The 22,060-nt window shown below is 75.5% G+C and carries 5 protein-coding genes; 2 read left to right on the top strand and 3 right to left on the bottom strand.

Annotated features, from left to right (window positions below; genetic code table 11):
- Nucleotides 1-326: 326 nt before the first annotated feature.
- From ES689_RS07490 to ES689_RS07410, 3 genes are all read right to left on the bottom strand, one after another.
- Nucleotides 327-776 (bottom strand): hypothetical protein, encoded by a 450-nt coding sequence (locus ES689_RS07490; protein ID WP_146902401.1) that lies wholly within the window; start codon nucleotides 774-776, stop codon nucleotides 327-329.
- Nucleotides 773-18,748 (bottom strand): DUF11 domain-containing protein, encoded by a 17,976-nt coding sequence (locus ES689_RS15580; protein WP_191330282.1) that lies wholly within the window; start codon nucleotides 18,746-18,748, stop codon nucleotides 773-775. Before ES689_RS15580 ends, ES689_RS07490 begins: the two co-directional genes overlap by 4 nt.
- Nucleotides 18,749-19,080: 332 nt before the next feature.
- Complete coding sequence (locus ES689_RS07410; RefSeq protein WP_146902398.1) at nucleotides 19,081-20,202, bottom strand: alpha/beta fold hydrolase; 1,122 nt, start codon at nucleotides 20,200-20,202, stop codon at nucleotides 19,081-19,083.
- A gap of 141 nt (nucleotides 20,203-20,343) precedes the next feature.
- On the opposite strand from ES689_RS07410, the gene ES689_RS07405 reads away from it, so the two are divergent.
- Both ES689_RS07405 and ES689_RS07400 read left to right on the top strand, forming a co-directional pair.
- Nucleotides 20,344-20,988 carry a TetR/AcrR family transcriptional regulator gene (locus tag ES689_RS07405; RefSeq protein ID WP_146902395.1) on the top strand — a complete coding sequence of 215 codons (645 nt, stop codon included), beginning with the start codon at nucleotides 20,344-20,346 and terminating at the stop codon, nucleotides 20,986-20,988.
- Between the two features lie 103 nt (nucleotides 20,989-21,091).
- On the top strand, nucleotides 21,092-21,949 hold the full coding sequence (locus tag ES689_RS07400; protein WP_146902391.1) for a 3-hydroxyacyl-CoA dehydrogenase: 858 nt from the start codon (nucleotides 21,092-21,094) through the stop codon (nucleotides 21,947-21,949).
- Nucleotides 21,950-22,060 lie beyond the last annotated feature (111 nt).

The following is a 22,060-nucleotide window of genomic DNA, read 5'->3' as shown; positions in this document are numbered from 1 at the left end:
CCATCCCCGACCTGCTCGGGCCGGAGGCCGAGTCGCCCGCAAGGCCCTCGACACGTAGTCGTTCCGGGACGACGTGACGTCCCTCTTTCCCAGTTGGTCGACGGACAATCCCCACAGACCACCCGGGTTGCTGATCACCGACCTGTCGCCGTCGACCTTGAGCGTGATGGCCTGGTTCTGAGCATGCGGCGCGAGGTCCCTGTGCACCAGCGCATTGGCCAGCAACTCCCGAACTGCTTCAGCCGGGTACTCCGTCTCGTCCCGGCCGTGACCATCGGTCCCGAATCGCACTCGGGATCTTCGTTGACGAGGTGGCCCGCTGTGCCCTACGCGGCGTACCGCTCCACGCGCGGCACGCAGGTGAGGCCGTCCTCCTCGACGGGGATCGTCATCGACCAGTCGGCGCCCTCGCCGGCCGCGACGGGGCCGACGTCGACCTGCTGCAGGGCGCGGGTGTCCGACCCTCCGGTGAGCAGCGACATGTAGAGCCGGTACGAGGCGGCGCCGTCGGTGGGGTTCTGCACGGTGCCGTCGACGGTCCAGCCGCCGTCGCCCCGCTCGCAGGTGGCGATCGTGAGGTCGCTGAGGGCTCCCGCGAAGCCCTCACCGGAGCCGGGGACGTCCTGGACGTCGGTGATGCCCGCCGAGGCCTGCTCGGTCGCCTCGGCCGTGGGCGTCGGCGTCGGCGTCGGCTCCGCGTCCTGCGAGGTGCAGCCGGTCAGGGCCAGTGCCAGGGCACCGACCGCGAGGGTCGTCGTCCACCGGGTGGAGGTCATGGGCGTTCCTTTCGAGGTGGGCGGCGCTGTCCCCATCTCATCACGAGTGCGCCGAGCAGCAGCAACAGGCCGCCGAGGGGGAGGCCGACGAGACCGGCGAGACCGCTGCCGGTCCAGGCCAGGACGCCCGTGGCCACGGGCGAGAAGACGGGCACGAGCACCGAGGGGCCGCCGGGCACGACGGGCTGCGCCGGGTCGGCCGGCGACACCGGCCCGACCGGCGGCTGCGGGTCGACGGGGGGCTGCGGGTCCACAGGCGGCTGCGGGTCCACCGGCGGCTGCGGGTCCGTGACCGGGGCCACGGCCACGGTCGCCGCGTCGGTCGCCTGGACGCTCGCGCCCTCTGCGCCGGACGCCCTCGCCGTCGCCGTGTTCGCGACGGCCCCGGCCTCGGCGTCGGCCTCGCCGACGACGTAGGAGGCGGTGGCGACGACGGCCTCGCCCGGTGCGAGGACGCCGGGGGCGCCCGGCCACCGGTAGACGGGCGAGGTCAGGCCGACGAGGTCGTCCTCGACGACGACGCCGGTGAGTGTCGCCGTCCCCGTGTTCGTGACCTCGAAGCGGTAGTCGACGACGGCGCCGAGCTGGGCGGCCGTCCGCGGCTGTGCGGTCTTCGACAGGGCGAGCTCGGAGATGGCCACGATCGCCACCGAGTCCGCCGCACGGTCGACGACGACCGCGTCGGCAGGAGTCGACGCGGAGGCGGTCACGGCGGAGGCCACGACGCCGGCCTCGACGTCGGCCTGCGTCAGGACGTAGGTCGCCGTGGCCGTCGCGGTCTGGCCCGGCAGGAGCACGCCCGGCTCGCCCGGCCACCGGTACGAGAGCCGGGAGAGGCGAGCCTGCGGGTCGCGGAGGACGACGCCGTCGAGGGTGACGTTGCCCGTGTTGGTGACCGAGTAGGAGTACTCGACGACGTCGCCCGGCCGCCCCTCGGCGCCGGCGGCGAGCGCCTGCTGCTTCGACACCTCGAGCGAGGCGGCGCGCGGGGCGGTCGGCACGACCGACTCCCCGGAGGCGTCGGCCACGTCGTCGCCGCGGGGGGTCGTCCCCGAGACGGTCGCCGTGTTGCGGACGGAGCCGCGGTCGACGTCGGCCTGGGTCAGGACGTACGTCGCCGTCGCCGTGGCGGACTCGCCCGGGGCGAGCACGCCGGCCTCCGCCGGCCACGCGCCCCAGGTGACGGCGGACAGCCCGGGCAGCGGGTCGGCGACGACGACGCCGCGCACGGTGGTCTCGCCGGTGTTCTCGACGACGAAGAGGTACTCGACCGAGTCGCCGACGGCGCCGGAGCCCGAGCGCGTCCCGGTCTTCTGCAGGTCGAGGGCCCGCGAAGCCGCCACGAGCTCGACGACGGCCTCGTCGGAGTCGTCGGCCACGAGCGCCCCTGCGGGGTCGCGGCCCGAGCCCGTGACGACGTTCACGACCCGTCCCGCGTCCACGTCGGCCTGCGTCACGACGTGCCGCGCGGTGACGGTCAGCTGCTGACCGGGGGCGAGGGTCCCCGGCTGGCCGGGCCAGACCGCCACGACGTCGGTGAGCCCGACGACGGTGGAGTCGACGCGGACGCCGGTCAGCGTGCGCGCCCCGTCAGCGACCACCGTGAACGTGTACTCGACGACGTCGCCCACCCGACCGACGTCGCCCGACGCCAGGCGCGCCGCCTGCGTCGTCGTCACCGAGGCAGCCCGGGGATCCGTGGAGGTGCGGACGGTGTTCGAGACGCCGGTCACGACGGTGCCGTCGGGCGCCGAGCCGACCGAGGTGGCCTGGTTGTCGACGTGTCCGCGGTCGACGTCGGCCTGCGAGATCGCGTACGTGGCCTCGCCGAGGGCGCTCTCGCCCGGGGCGAGGATGCCCGTCGCGGTCGGGAAGTCGATGTCGGGTCGTGAGAGCCCCGGCAGGCGGTCGCGGAGCGCGATGAGGTTCAGCGTCACGTTGCCCGTGTTGAGGATCTCGAACGTGTAGGTGACGACGTCGCCCACGGCTCCGGGGCCGGCGACGACCGCCGACTTCTCGGTCGCGATCGACGGGGCCGACGTCTCGGTCGGGACGACGACGAGGGTCGACGCCGCGATCGACGAGCGGCCGTCCGGCGCCGTCGCCGTGGCGGTCGCCGAGTTCTGGACGGCGCCGCGGTCGACGTCCTCCTGCTGGACGGCGTAGCGGGCCGTCGCGGTGGCCTGCGTGCCCGGCGGCAGCACGCCCTCCTGCTCGCCCGGCCAGGTCACGACGACCGGGCCCAGGCCGGGCAGCGCGTCGGCCAGCACGACTCCCGTGAGCGTCACGTTGCCGGTGTTGCCGATCGTGAAGGTGTAGTCGACCATGTCGCCCAGGCCGTTCTGCCCTGCGGACGCGAGGGCCGCCTCCTTCACGAGGGTGAGCCCGGGGGCGGAGGCGATCGGCACGGTCGCGACGTCGGTCGCGGTCGCGGCGGCTCCCGTCGGCGGCAGCGCGCTGCCGGTCACCTGGCTCGTGACGCTGCCGGCGTCGACGTCGGCCTGGAGCAGCGCGGAGGTGGACGTCGCCGTCGCGACCTGGCCCGGCAGCAGCACGCCGGGCTCGCCGGGCCACACCCAGACGGGCTCGCCGATGCCGGGCAGCGTGTCCGTGAGCGCGGCGCCGGTGAGCGTCACGGTGCCGGTGTTGCGGATGGTCCGGGTCCAGACGACGGTGTCGCCCGCGACTCCCGTGGACCCCTGCGCGAGGGCGCCGGAGTCGGTCACGGCGACGGCGGGGCGTGCGGCCTCGGCGGCGACCGGCGCCGGGTCGGAGGCGTCGCTCACGGGCGCGGCCCCGCCCGGGGGCGTTCCCGTGGCCGTGGCCGTGTTGACGAGCCCGCCGGCGTCGACGTCGCCCTGGTCGAGGACGATCGTCGTCGTCGCGGTGACGGCCTGGCCGGGGGCGAGGACGCCCTCGGCGCCGGGCCAGGTGCCGTAGGCCAGCGGGGAGAGCCCCTCGAGGTCGTCGGCGACCGAGACGCCCGTGAGGGTCACGTTGCCCGTGTTGCGGACGACGATCTCAAAGGTCGCGAGGTCGCCGACCGCGCCGGCGCCGGCGACCGAGCCGCTCTTCGTCGTCGTGATGCCGGGCACGGCGGAGACGGTGGCGACGCGGACCACGCCGGCGTCGGCCGTGACCTCGGCGCCGCCGGGCGCCGTGCCCCTGGTCGAGGCCGTGTTCTCGACGAAGCCGCGGTCGACGTCGGCCTGGGTCAGCGTCAGCGTCCCGCGCACCTGGACGGACCGGCCGGGCTCGAGCACGCCGGGGGCGGCCGGCCAGTCGATCGCGTCGGCGGTCAGCCCGGCGAGGCTGAGTGCGACGTCCACGTCGGCGAGGGTGACGTTGCCGTCGTTGCGGACCGTCACGACGTACTCGACGGTGTCGCCGACCTGGCCGATGCCGGGGGCGACGACGCCGCCGACCTGGGTCGCGACGAGCACGCCGAGGGGCGCGATCGGCACGGTGGCGGAGGCGCGGGCGGCCACGACGGTGCCCGCCCGGTCGGCGCCCGTCGTGTCGACGGCGCTCGAGACGGCGCCGGCGTCGACGTCGGCCTGCGTCAGGACGGCGGTCGTCGTGGCGGTCGCCGACGCGCCCGGCGCGAGCACGCCCGGCTCGCCCGGCCAGGCGACGACCGGGGTCGTCGTGCCGGGGACGCGCTCGTCGACGGCGACCCCGGTCAGGGTCACCGTGCCCGTGTTCGTGACGCGGTAGGACCAGGTCACGGTGTCGCCGGCGACGCCGGTCGAGCCCGCGGCGAGCGCGCCGGAGTCCGTCACGGCGATCGCGGGGGCCGCGGCGGCGGTCGGCGCGGACACCTCGCCCGTCGTCGCGGACACCGCGTCGCCGGCGAACGAGCCGGTCGCGGTCGCGACGTTGAGGACGCTGCCGCGGTCGAGGTCGGCCTGGCCGATCTCGGAGGTGGCGGTCGCGGTGGCCTGCTGGCCCGGAGCGAGCACGCCGTCGGCACCCGGCCAGCGGACGGCGGGCGTCGAGACGCCGGGCACGTCGTCGACGAGGGCGATGCCCGTCACCGTGACGTTGCCCGTGTTGGTGACGACGAACGACCAGTCGACCGTGTCGCGCAGGGCGCCGTCGGCCCGGTAGGCGCCGGTCTTGGAGACGCTGAGCCCGGGCGCGGCGGGCTGGACCGTGGTGGTCGTGAGCGGCGAGCTCACGCTGATCGTGTCGCCCACGGGCGGCTTGCCCGTCGCGACGGCCGTGTTGCCGACGCTGCCGCGGTCGACGTCGGCCTGGGTGACCCCGTAGGTCGCGGTGGCGGTGGCCACCTGCCCGGGGGCGAGCGTGCCGGGCCGCCCGGGCCAGGTGATCTGCGGGTCGGACACCCCGCCGAGCTGGTCGACCAGGTCGACGAGCGAGAGGGTGACGTCTCCGGTGTTCGTGATCGAGAACGAGTAGTCGACGACGTCGCCGACCCCTCCGGCACCCCGGGCCGCTCCGGACTTGGCCACCACCATCGAGGCACCGTCCGCCAGCACGACGCCGTCCGTCGCGGTCGCCTCGACCGTCGCCGCCGCGGGGGTGCGACCGGTCGCCGTCACGGTGGACGACTGCTCGCCCGAGTCGACGTCCGACTGCGTCAGCGTGTACGCGGCAGTGGCCGTGGCGCTCTGCCCGGGCGCGAGGACCCCTGGCGTGCCGGGCCACGCGACGACCGGGGGCGTGCTGCCCGGCTGCGCGTCGGCCAGCTGGACGCCGGAGAGCGTCACGGTGCCCGTGTTGGTCGCCGTGTACGAGAACGAGACCGTGTCGCCGGCCACGCCGCGGGCGCCGTCGGCCAGGGCCGCCGTCTTGGTGACCGACAGGCCGGGGGCGGCGGCGAGCGTCGCCACGGTCGTCGGCGCGTCCGCGCTGACCACGGCGGCACCGTCACGGGCGGAGGTGCCGGAGGCGGCGGCCACGTTGGTCACCGACCCCGCGTCCACGTCCGACTGCTCGACGGGCGACGACGCACGTGCCGTCGCGACGGCTCCCGGCGCGAGCACGCCCGGCGTCCCCGGCCAGTCGACGACGTAGGCGGAGAGATCGCCGAGCGTGCCCGCCGGGACGACGCCCTCGAGGGTCACGTTGCCGGTGTTCCGCAGCACGACGACCCAGTCGACCGTGTCGCCGGCGCCGCCGTCGGCCCGGACTGCGCCCGTCTGCGTGACCGTGAGCGACGGCGAGGGCTCGACCGTGGTCACCCGGACCGTGTTCGACTCGGCGCGCACCTCGACGCCCTGCGGCGTCACGGCCGAGACGGAGGCCTGGTTGTCGATGTGGCCGAGGTCGACGTCGGCCTGGGTCAGCGCGTAGTCCGCGACGCCGACGACGGTCTCGCCGACGCCGACGCGACCGGGGCGCTCCGGGTCGGGCCAGGTGATCCGCGGAGTGCCGAGTCCGGGCAGCGGGTCGAGGAGGCGGCCGTCGGTCAGGGTGACCGAGCCGGTGTTCGTGATGTCGAGCCGGTACCGGACGACGTCGCCCGCGCCTCCGGTGCCCGAGACGATCGTGGCCGACTTGAGGACGGTGAGCGCAGGGGCCGGCGCGACGGTGACGGTCGCCGGAGCGGACGCGGTGCGCTCGACGCCCGCCGGGTCGGTGCTCCGGCCCACGACGAGGCTCGTGACCGATCCTGCGTCGACGTCGGCCTGCGTCAGCGTGTAGCGGGCGGTCGCGGTGACGGTCTGGCCGGGAGCCAGCACGCCCTCGGCGCCGGGCCAGGCGTAGGCCGGTGCGCCGACGCCCGGGGTGCGGTCCGTGAAGCCGACGGCGGTCAGGGTCGTGTTGCCGGTGTTCGCCAGCGTGTAGGTGAAGACGAGGTCGTCGCCTGCGAGGCCGGTCGCGCCGGGGGCGAGCGACCCGCTGTCGGTGACCAGGGCCGCGGGGGCCGCTGCCTCGGTGGGCACGGTGAGGAGCGGCGCGGGGGCCTCGACCACACGGCCGCCGGGCGCCGTGCCGGATCCCGTCGCGGCGAGCGCGACCGAGCCCCGGTCGACGTCGGCCTGGGTGAGGACGTAGGTCGCGCGCGTCTCGACCGCCTGGCCGGGGGCGAGCACGCCCTCGTCGCCCGGCCACGTGGTCGCGGGGGCCGAGAGACCCGGCAGCGGCGTCGACGTCGTGACGCCGGCGAGGGTGACGTTGCCCGTGTTGCGCACCAGCACGGAGAAGGTGACGGTGTCGCCGACCATGCCGGCGCCCGTGCCGCCGACCGTCGCCGTCGACGTCGTCGTGACCTCCGGAGCCGCGGCGACGGTGCGGTTGACGACCTCGTCCGAGACCGTGGGCACCGACGCGCCCGTGGGGGTCTGGGCCGACGCGCTCGCGAGGTTCGTCACGGTGCCGCGGTCGACGTCCGACTGCCGCACGACGTACGACGCGGTGGCCCTCGCCGACTCTCCGGGTGCGAGCACGCGCTCCTGGCCGGGCCAGGTGACGACCGGCCGCGACAGCCCGTCGAGCGCGTCGTAGATCAGCACGCCCGACAGCGTGACCGTGCCGGTGTTCGTCACGGTGATCGTGTAGTCGATGCTCTCGCCGAGCGCGAACGCCTTGCCTCGCTCGACGGTGAGCTTGTCGATGAAGAGGCCGGGAGAGGGCGCGATCGAGAGCGTCGCCGGTGCGGTCCCCGAGAGGACGACGCCCCGAGGCGAGGTGGCCGAGCCCGTGACGAGGCTGGTCACGGAGCCGGCGTCGACGTCGGCCTGCGTCAGGACGTAGACGGCGGTCGCGGTCACGGCCTGCCCGGGACGGACGGTCGTGCCGTCCGCGTTCGGGAACAGGTAGGCGGGCGAGGAGGCGGCGGCCAGGGCGTCGACGAAGGCGACGGACGAGAGGGTCACGTTGCCGTCGTTCACCAGCGTGTAGGTCAGCTGCACCTGGTCGCCGGCGACGCCGCGGTAGCCCGGCAGGGGGGTCGCGCCGTTGCGGACGGCGACCTTCGGGGACGCCTCCTCGGTCGGAGTGGTGACCACGACGGGTGCGGACTCGACGCCTGCGCCGCCGGGTGCGACGCCGGTCGCGCCGGCGGTGTTCACGACCGAGCCGGCGTCGACGTCGGGGAGGCCGACCGTGTAGGTCGCCGTGCCGCTGATCTCGTCGCCGGGGGCGAGCACGCCCGTGCTGCCCGGCCACGCGTCGGTGACGACGGGCGAGAGACCCGGCAGCGAGTCGCTCAGCGCGACGTCGGTGAGCGTGACCGTGCCGGTGTTGCGGGTCGTGATGCGGTACGTCACGACGTCGCCCACGCCGGGCGCGTCGCCGTCGGCGGTGCTGGCGGTCTTGGTCGTCGTCAGCTCGGGCGCGGGCAGCGCCGTCGCGACCCGCACCGTGTTCGAGGGGGCGTCGACGGCCGTGCCCGCGGGCGTCGTCGCGCGGACGGCGGCCGTGTTGTCGATGTAGCCGCGATCGACGTCGGCCTGCGTGAGCGGGTACTCGGCGACGCCGACGACGGTCGCGCCGACCGGCACGTACCCGGGGCGCTCGGGCACGGGCCAGGTGATGGTCGGCGTGCCGAGGCCGGGCAGCGGGTCGACCAGGACGCCCCGGTCGAGCGTGACGTTGCCGGTGTTGGTGATCTCGAGGCGGTAGACCACCGTGTCGCCCACGCCGCCCTCGGCGCCGTCGGCGAGGGCGCCCGTCTTGACGATGGCCAGCGCCCCGCGGGCGAGCACCTCGACGGAGTCCGTCGCCGTCGCGGTCACGGTCGCGCCCGCCGGCGAGCGGCCGCTCGCCGTCGCGCGGCTGGTCACGCCGCCGCCGTCGACCTCGTCCTGCGTCAGGCGGTGCGTCGACGTGGCGGTCGCGCTCTGGCCGGGGGCGAGCTGCCCCGTCGCGCCGGGCCACGTCACGTCGAGGCCGTCGACGGGGAGCTCGTCCGCCAGCCGCAGGTCCGTGAGGGTGACGTTGCCGGTGTTCGTCACCGAGTAGCGCCATGTGACGACGTCGCCGGCGACCCCGGTGGCGCCGCTCGCGAGCGCCCCCTCGTCGGTGACCGCGACGGACGGCGCCGCGACGACCGTGTCGTCGGTCCGCACGGCCGGGGCGCTCGTCACGGCGGCGCCGCTGACGGCGGCGGTGCCCGTCGAGACGGCGGCGAGCTCGACGCGCCCCGCGTCGAGGTCGGCCTGCGTCAGGACGTGGCTCGTGCGCACGGTGACGGACTGCCCGGGGGCGAGGGTGCCGACGGTGCCGCTCGGGAAGGTGCCGTACGCCGGCGGAGTGAGCGCGCCTCCCCCGGTGATCTCGGCGTCGAGGGCGACGCCCTCGACGGTGACGTTGCCGGCGTTCGTGACGGTGACGACGTACTCGACGACGTCGCCGACCTGCCCCGGCCCGCCGACCGTCGACGCCACGGACGTCGTGAGCTGCGGAGCGGCGGCGACGGTCGGGACGGTCGTCTGCGGAGACAGGACGAGGAGGTCGTCGCCGGCGGGGGTGGCCCCGACGACCGATGCCTGGTTGCGCACGGCGCCGGCGTCGACGTCGGCCTGGGTGACCGTGTAGGTCGCGGTCGCGGTGGCCGTGCCGCGGGGCGCGAGCACCCCGGGGTCTCCCGGCCAGGTCGTCGTGAGCGCGGAGAGACCGGCGAGCGGGTCGGTGATCGCGACCCCGTCGAGCGTCACGGTGCCCGTGTTGACGGCCGTGAACGAGTAGGTGACCACGTCGCCGACCCGGGCCGCGGCCACTCCGCTCGGCAGCGCGGCGCGCTTGTCGAGCGTGAGGCCGGGGGCCGCCGCGAGCGGCACCGTGGCGGCGTCGCTCGAGGTGACGACGACGGACTGGTCGACGGGCGCGTCGGGCGTCGGCCGGGAGGCGGCCGTCGCGGAGGCGGAGTTCGCCACTGCCCCGGCGTCGACGTCGTCCTGCGTGAGCGCGTAGGTCGCGGTCACGGGGGCGCTGTCGGCCGGGCGGACGACGTCGCCGGTCGCCGGGTCGAGCAGGGCGGGTCGCAGGACGGCGGGCAGGGCGCCGACGTCGATCGGCGACAGGCCCGGGAGGGCGTCCGCGACGGTCGGCGCGTACAGGGTGGTGTTGCCGGAGTTCGTCACCGTGAACGAGTAGGTGACGACGGAGCCGGCGGCGGGCTCGCCGGCCAGGGCGGCGGTCTTGTCGACGGAGACGGCGGCGGCACGGCGCGCAGTGGGCGTCTCGACCGTGACGGGGGCGCTGGCGATCGCGTCCCCGGTGGGCGGCGAGCCCTGGGCGGTCGCGGTGTTGACGACGGAACCGCGGTCGATGTCGGCCTGGGTGATCGTGTAGGTCGCTGTCGCCTCGACGACGTCGCCCGGATCCAGCACGCCCGGCGTGCCTCCCCACTCGTGCTCGATCGCACCGAGGCCGGGCATCGGGTCGACGACCTCGACCCCGGTCAGCGTGACGTTGCCGGCGTTCTCGGCCGTGAACGTGTAGACGATCCTCTGACCGACGGCTCCGCCGCCGCCGCCGAGGATCGAGGCGGACTTGGTCGTGATCAGGTCGGCGCGCTGGGGCCCCGTCGACACCGTGACCGACGCGTCGCCCTCGACGAGTCGCCCCGTCGGCGACGTCGCCCGCACCGTGGCGGTGTTGGTCACGGATCCGCGGTTCACGTCGGCCTGGGTCACGGCGTAGTCGCCGACTGCGGTCGCGACGGCACCCGGGGCGAGGACGCCCGGGGGCGCCGACTCCGGCCAGACCCATCCGCTGACCGACACCCCGGCCAGCGCGTCGACGAGGGCGACGCCGCGCAGCGTGACGTTCCCGGTGTTCCGCACGGTGAAGACGTACTGCAGGTCCCCCAGGTCGCCCGGCTCGCCGGCGACGAAGCGGCCGATCTTCTCCAGGGTGATCCGCGCGTCGCTGCCGATCGGCACGGTGGCGGGGGCGGAGGCCTCGACGGCCGTGCCGGCGGGCGAGGTCCCCCGCGTCGTCGCCAGGTCGGAGACGCTGCCGGCGTCGACGTCGGCCTGCGTGAGCGTGTAGGTGGCCGTCGCCGTCACGGTCTGCCCTGGAGCCAGGACGCCGACCGCGCCGGGCCAGCGCACGACGGGCGCGGACGTCCCCGGCTGGTCGAGGGCGACCGTGATGCCGGTCACGGTCTGGTCGCCCGAGTTGCGGACGGTCGACGACCACGTGACGACGTCGCCGGCGCGGCCCGCGGCGCCGGCGGCGAGGCTGCCCGTCTGCGTGATCGCGAGCGACGGAGCCGCGACGGCGGTCGGCGAGGTGAGGGCGGCGCTCGGCGCCGACACCAGGGCCCCGGCGGGCGTGGTGCCCGTCGCCGTCGCGGTGTTGGTGACCGACCCTCGGTCGACGTCCGCCTGGCGGATCGTGTAGTTCGCGGTGGCCGAGACGGACTGGCCGGGCAGCAGGCGACCGGCGACGCCGTCGGGCCAGGCCCCCGGGGTCAGGGTCGAGAGGCCGGGCAGGGGGTCGGCCAGGACGACGCCCGTGAGCGTGACGTTGCCCGTGTTCGACGCCGTGACGGAGTAGCGGACGGTGTCGCCGAGGCGCGCGCCCGCCGCGGGCGTGACGCTCTTCGTCGTCGACAGGCCCGGGGCCGCGGCGATCGTGAGGGTCCTGGTGCCGGCCTCCGCCGAGACGACGACGCCCTGCGGCGTGCGCCCGGTCGCCGTCGCCGTGCTCGCGACCACGCCGGCGTCGACGTCCGACTGCCGGATCGTGTAGGTCGCGCGGGCCGTGACGGTCGCGTCGGGCGCCAGCACGCCCGGGGTGCCGCCGGGGAACGGCCCGTAGGTCACGGTCCCGAGACCGGGCAGCGGGTCGGCCACGCCGACGCCCGCCAGCGTGACGGCGCTCGTGTTGGTGACGACGTAGTCGAGGGTGACCGTGTCGCCGACCCCGCCCGCGCCGGACACCGTCGCGGTCTTCGTCAGGGAGACGGCGCCCGCGGACGCGAGGGGCAGGGTCGAGGAGTCGCGGGTCGTCACGGCCGCGCCGACGGGCGGCGTCGCCGTGGCCACGGCGGTGTTGGCGAGCGCCCCGGCGTCGACGTCGGCCTGCCGCAGCGCGTAGGAGGCGGTGCCCACGACGGCGTCGCCCGGTCGCAGCGTGCCCGCGGTGCCGCTCGGCCACGTCGTGACCGTGATCGCCCCGAGGCCCGGGAGGGCGTCGGCCACGCCCACGCCGGTGAGCGTGACGTTGCCGCTGTTCACCAGGCGGAACGCGTAGTCGACGCCGTCGCCGGCCCGCGGCGTCGAGCCCGACGCGAGGACGCCGGTCTTCTCCAGCTCGAGCTCGGGCGCCGACGCGACCGTCGGGGTCGTCACGACGGGCGAGCTCGACGAGACGGCCGTCCCGCCCGGCGCCGTGGCGGTCGTGGTCGCCGTGTTGACGACCGAGCCTCGGTCCACGTCGGCCTGGCCGAGCGTGTACGTCGCCACGGCGGTGACGGACTGCCCGGGGGCGAGCACGCCGGTCGTGCCCGGCCACGTCGCGGCGACCGGCGACAGCCCGGCGAGCGGGTCGGCGATCGTCACGCCCGTGAGGGTCACGTTCCCGGCGTTGGTCGCGCGGAACGAGTACGTGACGACGTCGCCGACCGCACCCGCTCCTCCTGTGCTCGCGGTCTTGGTGGTCGTGACCCGCGGGGCGGAGGCCACGGTCGCGACCGACGAGGAGGCCGTCGCCGTGACGGTGCGCGCACCGGCCGTGCCCGTCGCGGTGCCGGCGTCGCGGACCGAGCCGGCGTCGACGTCCGCCTGCGTGATCGTGCGCGACGCCACGAGGGTGACGGTCTGCCCCGGCGCGAGGGTGCCGGGCGTGCCGGGCCAGGTCACGGTCGGCGTCGACAGGCCCGGCCCGGGGGCGACGACGACGCCGGCGAGGGTCTGGTTGCCCGTGTTGCGGGCGGTGTAGGTGAAGGTGGCCGTGTCGCCGACCGCGGCCCGGCCGGAGGCGGTGGCCACCTCGACGAGGCTCAGCGACGGCGTCTGCGCGGTCGGGACGGACGCGCTGCCGCTCGCCGTGACGCCGACGCCGCCCGGCGCCGTGCCGCGGCCCTCCGCGGTGTTGGCGATCGCGCCCGCGTCGAGGTCCGACTGGCGCGACGTGTAGCTCGCCATGGCCGTGACGGCCTGGCCCGGCGCGAGGGTGCCCGCGGTGCCGCTCGGCCACGTGCCGTAGGTGAGGGACCCGAGGCCGGGCAGGCTGTCGGTCGCCGTGACGCCGGTGAGGGTCTGGTTGCCGGTGTTGCGCAGGGTGACCGTGAAGTCGACGACGTCGCCGGCCCGCCCGCTCGACCCCGAGGCGAAGGCGCCGGCCTTGGTCACCGCGAGCGAGGGGGCCGCGGCCTGGGTGCTGGTGACGACCTGGCCGGACGAGTCGACGACGGCCACGCCGCCGGGGGCCTGGCCGGAGGCGCTGGCCTCGTTGACGACCTGGCCCGCGTCGACGTCGGCCTGGCGGACGACGTACGTCGCGGTGGCGAGCGCCTGCTGGCCGGGCGCGAGCACGCCCGCCTGGCCGGGCCAGGTGACGGACGGAGCGGAGAGACCGGGCAGCGAGTCGACGATCGTGACGCCGGTCACCGTCTGGTTGCCGCTGTTGCGCACCGACACGGCGTAGGTGACCACGTCGCCGACCTTGCGGTCGCCCGGCGAGGTCGCCGACTTCTGCACGTCGAGGGCCGGCGCGGCCGCGGCGGTCGGGACGACGGCCGGCAGGGACGCGGCAGAGACGGTCGTGCCCGCGGGCGTCGTGCCCTGGACGGACGCCGTGTTGCGGACGCTGCCCGAGTCGACGTCCGACTGGCGGACGACGTAGCTGGCCGTCGCCGTCGCCTGCTGGCCGGGGGCCAGCGTGCGAGCGGCGCCCGGCCAGGTGATCGTGGGGGTGCTGACGCCCGGCAGCGCGTCGGCGAGCACGATGCCGGACACGGTGACCGCGCCCGTGTTCCGCACCACGAAGTCGAAGCGGACGACGTCGCCGGCGACGCCCGAGCCGCTCGTCACCACGCCGGTCTTCTCGACGGCGAGCGCGCCCGACGCGGGCAGCGGGACGGTCGCCGACGCCGAGGACGAGACCCGGCCGCCGGTGGGCGGGGCCGCGGAGGCGGAGGCCGTGTTCGCGACGGCGCCTGCGTCGACGTCCGCCTGCGTCACGGTGCGCGTCGCCGTCGCGGTGGCCCGCTGGTCGGGGCCGAGGACCCCGGGGGTGCCCGGCCAGGTCACGACGAGCGGCGACAGGCCCGGCATCGGGTCGGCGACGGTCGCCCCGGTGAGCGTGACGTTGCCGGTGTTCCGCAGGCCGAACGAGTACGTGATCGTGCTGCCGGCAGCGGGCGGGCCGCTGAGCACGCCCGACTTCGTCAGGGCGAGCGCGGGCGAGGAGGCGACGGTCGCGGTGGTGACGGTCGCCGACTGCACCGAGACGGGCGCGCCCGAGGGCGAGGTGCCGGAGGCGGTCGACCGGTTGGGCACGGCGCCCCGGTCGACGTCGGCCTGCGTCACCGTGTAGGTCGCGGTCGCCGTGACCGTCTGGCCCGGGCGGAGCGTGCCCGCCGTGCCCGGCCACGAGTACGTCAGCGCCGAGAGGCCGGCGAGGGGGTCGGTGACGACGACGCCGGTGAGCGTCACGTTGCCCGAGTTGCGTGCCGAGAACGCGTAGCTGACGACCGACCCGACGCCGCCTCCCCCGTTCGACGCGGTCTTCGTCGTGACGAGCGCCGGCGCGGCGGCCGCCGTCGCGACGACTGCCTGCGGCGAGGTCGCGGCCACGGCGTCGCCGGTCGGAGTCCGCGCGCTCACGGTGGCGGTGTTGCGGACGACGCCGGCGTCGAGGTCGGCCTGCGTGACGACGTGCGTCGCCGTCGCCGCGACGGCCTGCCCGGGCGCGAGCGTCCCGGCCGTGCCGCCGGGCCACGTCCCGTATGCGAGGGCGGAGAGCCCGGGCGCAGGGTCGGCCACGGCGACGCCGGTCAGGGTGGTGCCGCCGGTGTTCCGGGCGGAGAACGTGTAGGTGATCGTGTCGCCGACCGCGCCGGTGCCGGACGTCACGGCGCCCGACTTGCCGAGCGAGATCCCGGGGACGGCGGCGAGCGCCACCGTCGCGGGCGCCACGGAGCGGACCACGGCGCCGGAGGGCGCGGTGCCGCTGCCGGTCGCCGTGTTGGCGACGGACCCCGCGTCGACGTCCTGCTGCGAGACGGGGGACGTGGCGGTGCCCGTCACGGTCTGGCCCGGCTGCAGCGTGCCCGCCGTGCCGCTCGGCCACGTGCCCCAGCTCACTGCGGAGATGCCGGGCAGCGAGTCGGCGACGCCGGCGCTCGTGAGCGTCACGGTGCCGGTGTTGCGGAGCGTGAACGACCACGTGATCGTGCTGCCCGCCGCGGCGGCCTGCCCGTTCGTCAGCGCTCCGCTCTTGGTGACGGCCACCGACGGCTGGGCCGCCGCCGTCGGGGTCGTCACCTCGCCGGAGGTCGCCGTGACCGGCGCGGTGCCGTACCTGCCGGAGGCGGTGGCCGTGTTGCGCACGCTGCCCGCGTTCACGTCGGCCTGCGTCAGCGTGTAGCTCGCGGTCGCGGTCGCGGTCTGCCCGGGCGCGAGCGTGCCGGCGGTCGCGGGCCACGCGTACTGCAGGGCGGACAGGCCGGGCAGCGGGTCGGACACTCCGAGGCCGGTGACGGTGACGTTGCCGCTGTTGCGGAGGGTGAAGGTGTACCGGACGACGTCGCCGGCCCCGCCTGCCGCGCCGCCCTGGACGGCCCCGGCCTTGCCGAGCGTGACGGCGGGCGCCGCCGGCGCCGTCGTCACGACCGACTGCGGCGAGGTGCCCGTGACGGTGGCGCCCTGCGGCGTGCGGCCGGTGGCCGTCGCGGTGTTGGGCACCCGGCCGGCGTCGACGTCGGCCTGCGTGATCGTGTACGTGGCCCGGGCGGTGGCCGTCTGCCCCGGCGCGAGGGTGCCCGCCGTGCCCGGCCACGTGACCGTGGGGGCGGAGACCCCGGCGCGCGCGTCGGCGAGGGAGACCTGCGTGAGGGTGACGTTCCCGGAGTTCCGCACCGTGAAGTCGTAGGTGACGGTGCTGCCGACGCCGGCGCCGCCGCTCGCGGTCCCCGTCTTGGTGACGACGAGCGCGCCCGTCGGCGTGATCGGCACGGTGGCGCTGCGGGTCTGGGAGACCGCGGCGCCCGTGGGCGGGGCGGCGGTGCCCGTCGCGGCGTTGGCGACCGCGCCGGCGTCGACGTCGGACTGGCGGAGCGTGTAGGTCGCGGTGGCGGTCACCTGCTGCGACGGCGCGAGCGTGCCCACGGTGCCGCTCGGCCAGGTGCCGTAGGTGAGCGCCGAGAGCCCCGGCAGCGGATCGGCGACGGAGGCGCCGGTCAGGGTGACGTTGCCGGTGTTGCGCAGCGTGAACGAGTAGGTGACCGTGTCGCCCGCGACGCCCGTCGCGCCCGTCGCGAGGGCCCCCGACTTGGCCAGCGTGACGGCCGGCGCGGCCGCGGCGGTCGGCGTGACGACCTGCGCGGAGGCCGCCGAGACGGCGGCGCCCGACGGGGCCGTGCCGGTCGCGGTCGCCGTGTTGCGCACGGAGCCGGCGTCGACGTCGGCCTGCGTCAGCGTGTACGTCGCGGTCGCCGTGACGGTCTGGCCCGGTGCGAGGGCGCCGGGCGTGCCGGGCCAGGTCGGGGCGAGGGCGGAGAGCCGCGGCAGCGGGTCGGCGATCGAGACGCCGCTGAGGGTGACGTTGCCGCTGTTGCGGGCCGCGAACGAGTACGTGACGGTGCTGCCGACGCCGCCCGTCCCGCCGACGACCGCGCTCTTGGTCGTGACGAGCGACGGGGCCGCCGCGACCGTCGCGACCACCGCCTCCGCGCTGGTGGCGGTGGTCGTGGCGCCGGTCGGCGTGCGCCCGGTGACCGACGCCGTGTTCCGCACAGAGCCGGCGTCGACCTGAGCCTGCGTCAGGGCGGAGGTGGCGGTGGCGGTGGCGGTCTGCCCGGGAGCGAGCGTGCCCGCCGTGCCGGGCCAGGTGACGACCGGCGTCGAGAGGCCGGCGAGCGAGTCGGTCAGCGCGACGCCGGTGAGGGTGACGTTGCCGCTGTTCGTGAACGAGATCGACCAGGTGACGCGGTCGCCGACGACGCCGGCGGCACCGGCGGCGAGCGCCCCGGTCTTCGTGACGGCGAGGCCGGGCGCAGGAGCCAGCGGGGTCGTCCGCGCCGCGCTCGCCCGGGGCTGCTGGCCGCCGTCGGGGTCGGTGCCGACGAGGGTCGCGGTGTTGACGACCGATCCGGCGTCGACGTCGGCCTGCCGCAGGACGTAGGTCGCGGTGGCCACGACGGCCTGTCCGCCGGTCAGCGTCCCCGCGGTGCCGGGCCAGGCGTACGAGACGGCCGAGAGACCGGGCAGCGGGTCCGTGACGGCGACCCCGGTCAGCGTCGACTGGCCCGTGTTCGTGGCCGTGAACGTGTAGGTGAGCGTGTCGCCCGCGCGGCCCGTGGCACCGGCGGCCAGCGCGCTCGTCTTGGCGAGGGCGAGCGCCGTCACCTGGACCGTCGTGCTGTCGCTGTCCTCGGCGAGGAACGCCCCGTTGACCGTCCTGGCCGTGGCGGTCGCCGTCGAGACGTACTGCTGGCTCGACCCGCCGTTCGCCGTGCAGGTGTAGGTGTACGACTCCTGCGGAGCCAACGTGAGGCCGGTCAGCGTCCTCGAGCAGTCGGCCTGGTCGTCGCTGACCGAGATGGACTGCAGCGTGCCGGCGCCGGAGTTGGTGAGCCGGATCGTGAAGCTGGCCGGCTCCCCCGCCAGCCGGGACTGGACGTCGGCGGTGCCGTCGGCCGACTTGTCGACCTGCAGGCCGGCGGTCGGCACCGAGAGCACGGCGTTGCGGAGCAGGTAGGAGTCGCCCGAGGTGCTGACCCGCAGGTCGATGCGGGTGTCGCCGCTCTGCACGGCGGTGAGCGAGTTCGTGGTGACGTCGACGCTCTGGTTGGTGAAGGGCGTGCCGGTCTGCGTGTACCGGGTCGAGCCGAGCGCCTGGCCGACCCCGTAGTTGCCCGTGGCGCCGTTGGCGTTCGGCAGCTGCGTGTAGGTCGACGAGCTCGCCCTGCTGTACTCGACCGTGTCGCCCGTGATGTTGCGGTCGCCCTCGAACAGCGTGAAGCCGGCCCGCGTGCCGGCGCCGACGGCCGTGAACCCCGCGAAGGCGACGGTCAGGGGCGTGTCGGTCGAGGCCTGGCGCACGTGCCCCTCGTAGAAGATGACGCGCTTGGGCACCGACGCCGAGTTGCCCGCGACGTAGCTGCCGTAGTCGTAGACGACCGTCAGCGACCAGCCGGCGTAGCAGCCGGCGCCGGTGGGGGCCCAGATGTTGCCCGCCGACACCGTGAGGGGGCTGCCGGTCGCGGCGCCGGCGAAGGCCGACGTGACGTCCGCGCTCGCGCTGTAGTACTGCGGCTGCGACGCGACCGGCTGGTCGACGAGGACGCTGGCGGGGGCGACGGACGTGGGGGCCGCGGTGCCGCTGCCGACCCGCAGCTGGGCCGCGCGCGTCAGGTAGCCGTTCGCCGCACCTCCGGGGAGCGTCGTCGTGCCGCGTGCGGTGCTGGGCGCGGTGCAGGCGGTCTGCGAGACGTTGTACGACCCGGTGTTGGCGCTCCAGCTGAGGAAAGCCTTCGCGACGGACGCCCCGGCCGGGATGGTGACCTGGGCGCTCGAGGAGTTCGTCGTGAAGCCGGAGACCGTGTTCGTGGCGACCATCGCGAAGTTGTCGTTGACGTTCTGCGTGTTGGTCGAGGTCGAGTGGAGGTCGGCGCAGGTGCCCGCGCCCGAGATGTTCAGCGTCTGGCACGCGAGCACCCCGTTGCCGGCCATGACGAAGTCGCCGTTGACCGTGGCCTGGTAGTTGGGCGCGGTGCCGCTGTTCGTGCCCCACTGAACGACGGCGGCCTCGGCCTGCTCGACCGGCGTGAGGCTCAGCCCGACGACGGCCACGGCGACGGCGAGCACGCCCGCGAGCGCGCGCACGAACGGCCGACGGCGACGTCCGTCCCGGCGTGCCCTGCGGCCTGGCTCCTGCACTGCTGCCCCTGTCGGCCTCGTTGGTGGCCGGCTGGTGAGGCAGAACCGGTCCGCACCGCATCTGTACCCCGTCGAGGAGGAGGTCGAGACGACACGTGCGAGCTGATTCTATGAAGGACCAGTGGGCCAGGGGAAGAGCGGATGCCGCCTCCCGCGTCCCCCGTTCGGGGCACTTCGGCCACGGCTGTCGCCCGTCAGGCCGACCGCCGTGTACCCCGTTCGGCGATCGAGGGCGGGTCGCCGCGTGCCGGGCGCAGGCCAGACTCGGCCGGAACGGCCTAGGCCCGGGCCGAGCCCAGCGTGATCGCCTCGCGCAGATCGGCGGTGAACGCCTCGGACTGCTCCCACGCGGCGAAGTGCCCGCCCGACGGGTGCTCGTGGAACGCGCGGACGTCGAACAGCCGCTCGGCGAACGACCGCGGGGCGTTGGCCAGGTCGCCAGGGAAGATCGACAGCACGGCCGGCGCCGCCGCCTCGACGCGCTCGTTGCTCGCCGGCTCGCGGAGCGCGTAGGGGGCGAACGACGTGCCGATCGTCTCCGTGAACCAGTAGGCGGAGACCCAGGTGAGCACGTCGTCGTCACCGAAGACCGCCTCCATGCCGCCCTCGATCGAGCGGTCGCTCCACGACCAGAGCTTCTCGCCGATCCAGGCGAGGAGCCCCGCCGGGGAGTCGCCGAGCCCGACGGCGAGCGTGCCGGGCTTCGTCGCGTGCTCGTGGGCGTAGCCGCCCTCGGCCGCCTGCCACTGCTCGCGGCGGTCGGCGTAGGCGCGCTCGGCGTCGGTGAGGTCGTCGGGCAGCTCGGCGGCGAGGTGCCCCTGCGGCACGTCGGTCAGGTGCACGGCCGAGACCGCGTGGCCGTGCCGGCGCAGCAGCGCCTCGGCGACGCCGGCCCCGATGTCGCCGCCACTGACCACGTACCGCTCGTGCCCCATGGCCGCGAGAGCCGCCGCGACGACGTCGGCCATGTCGACCCCCGACATCCCCCGGGCAGCCGAGGAGGCGCTGAACGGGTACCCGGGCAGGGCCGGCACCACGACCGTCGCGTCGCCCAGCAGCGGCAGGACCTTCTCGAAGCGCAGCACCGAGTCGGGCCAGCCGTGCAGCAGCACGACCACCGGGGCGCCGGGCGCACCACGGCGGTGCACGACGCGGAGCGGGGTCGGCCCGTCGACGAGCTCCCACGGCAGGTCGAGGATCCGCTGCTCGTGCACCCGCCAGTCGTACCCGTCGGCCCAGCGGGCGAGCAGGCGCTCCAGCCACGAGGCGTCGACGCCGTGGCGCGGCTCGAGCCCTGCGGGCAGGTCGACGCGTCGTCGTCGGGCGAGGCGATCTCGGAGGTCGGCCACCGCCTCCTCGGAGACGCGTGCCGGGGCTGCGCTCTGCGTGTTCGTCTGCATGGCCGCACCCTACGACCAGGGACCGACACCGGCTCGGTGATGCGCTGGTGCTCGCGATGGCCCTCCCGGCAGGGCTCCTCGTCGAGCCCGCCACCAGAACGGGGTCTGGCCGCGACCGCCGCCACCTGGTGAGGTGGATCAGTGACCGACGTGCCCTCGCTCCCCCGCCCTGCCTCCCCCCTCGACGAGGACACCGAGCTGCGGGTCCGCGTCGTCGAGGCGGTGATCGTCGCGTTCCGCAGCCGCGCGTTCCACGAGACCGACGTCGACGTGGTCTCCGAGCTGGCCGGCGTGCCCGTCGAGACGGTGCGCGGGCTCTTCCCGAGCTGGAACGGCCTCGTCATGGCCGCCGTCGACCGGTGGAACGCCGAGCGCATGCGCCCCGTCATCCCGCTCATGCACGCGCACGGCACCGTCCGGTTCCTCCGGGGGATCGTGGAGCGCAACGTCCTCGACCCCTCGTTGATGCGCCTCCTCACCTCGCTGCTGAACGTGGCGGCGACGCCGGGACACCCGATGGCGCCGACCCTGCAGCACGAGTGGCGCAAGTTCCACGCGCTGATCCTGGGGGGCCTCACCGCCGACGTCGAGCTCGGACGCGAACCGGAGACGATGGACCCGGTCCGCGGGGCGGAGCAGCTCATCGCTCTGTACGAGGGGCTCCAGATGCAGTCGATGGTGCGACCCGAGATGGACCTGCCGGCCTCGTACGACCGGGCCGTGACGCGCCTCCGCGCCGGCTGGTCGCAGGACTACGTCGAGCAGATCTGGGACCTCGACAGCTGATCGTCGGCGGCTGTCCACCGACAGCTGCCGTCCGGGCGTGGAGGAGTACACCTCGATGAGGCAGGGCGCCACGACGCGCGCCCCCTCGAGAGACAGGAACCCCATGACCACGTTCAGCAACGTCACCGTCGTCGGCGCCGGCGTCCTCGGCGCCCAGATCGCCTTCCAGATCGCGAGCCACGGCGTCGCTGTCCGGGCCTGGGACGTCGACGCCGACGCCGTCGCAGCCGCCGAGGGGCGCCTCCGGTCGATCGTCGAGCAGTACGTCGCCGACCTCGGCGACGAGCACCGGCAGGCAGCCGAGGAGGCGGTGGCCGGGATCGTGTTCACCACCGACCTCGCCGAGGCGGTCGCCGACGCCGACCTCGTGGTCGAGGCCGTGCCGGAGACGCTCGAGCTCAAGCAGGGCGTGTACGCCCGGCTCGCCGCCGCCGCGCCCGAGCGCACGGTGTTCGCGACGAACTCGTCGACCCTGCTGCCGAGCCAGCTGGCCGACGCGACGGGCCGCCCCGAGAAGTTCCTCGCGCTGCACTTCGCCAACCACATCTGGCGGCAGAACACGGCCGAGGTCATGGGCAGCCCCCGCACAGACCCTGCCGTCTTCGACCAGGTCGTGGCCTTCGCGGGCGAGATCGGGATGGTGCCGATCCCGCTCCACAAGGAGCAGCCCGGCTACGTGCTGAACTCGCTGCTCGTGCCGTTCCTCGGCGCGGCGTCCGAGCTCGTCCTCCGCGGCGTCGCCGACCCCGAGACGATCGACGCCACCTGGCGCATCGGCACCGGAGCGCCGATGGGCCCGTTCCAGATCTTCGACGTCGTCGGCCTGCGGACCGCCTGGGCGATCTCGGCGGCGAGCGACGAGGAGGGGGCCCAGCTCTGGGCGGACCACCTCAAGACGAACTACCTCGACCAGGGCAAGCTCGGGGTCGAGTCGGGCGAGGGCTTCTACTCGTATCGGTGAGCGCGGCCGCGTGAGGGGCCGCTGTAGGCACCGACCTGGGCCTGCCTCGGCTCGACGCCGGAGCCGCACGGGCGCCCCTGCGCCGCACACTGGGGCTGTCGCCCTGCCCGA

Source organism: Frigoribacterium sp. ACAM 257 (genome assembly GCF_007954365.1).
GTDB lineage: Bacteria > Actinomycetota > Actinomycetes > Actinomycetales > Microbacteriaceae > Frigoribacterium.
The sequence above is the reverse complement of the archived record's forward strand: the minus strand, read 5'-3'. Positions and strand labels throughout refer to the sequence as shown.

Bases quoted from the DNA above. Each gene is read 5' to 3' on its own strand.
- ES689_RS07400 (WP_146902391.1), top strand. From the start codon at position 21,092: ATGACCACGTTCAGCAACGTCACCGTCGTCGGCGCCGGCGTCCTCGGC.
- ES689_RS07410 (WP_146902398.1), bottom strand. From the start codon at position 20,202: ATGCAGACGAACACGCAGAGCGCAGCCCCGGCACGCGTCTCCGAGGAG.
- ES689_RS07490 (WP_146902401.1), bottom strand. From the start codon at position 776: ATGACCTCCACCCGGTGGACGACGACCCTCGCGGTCGGTGCCCTGGCA.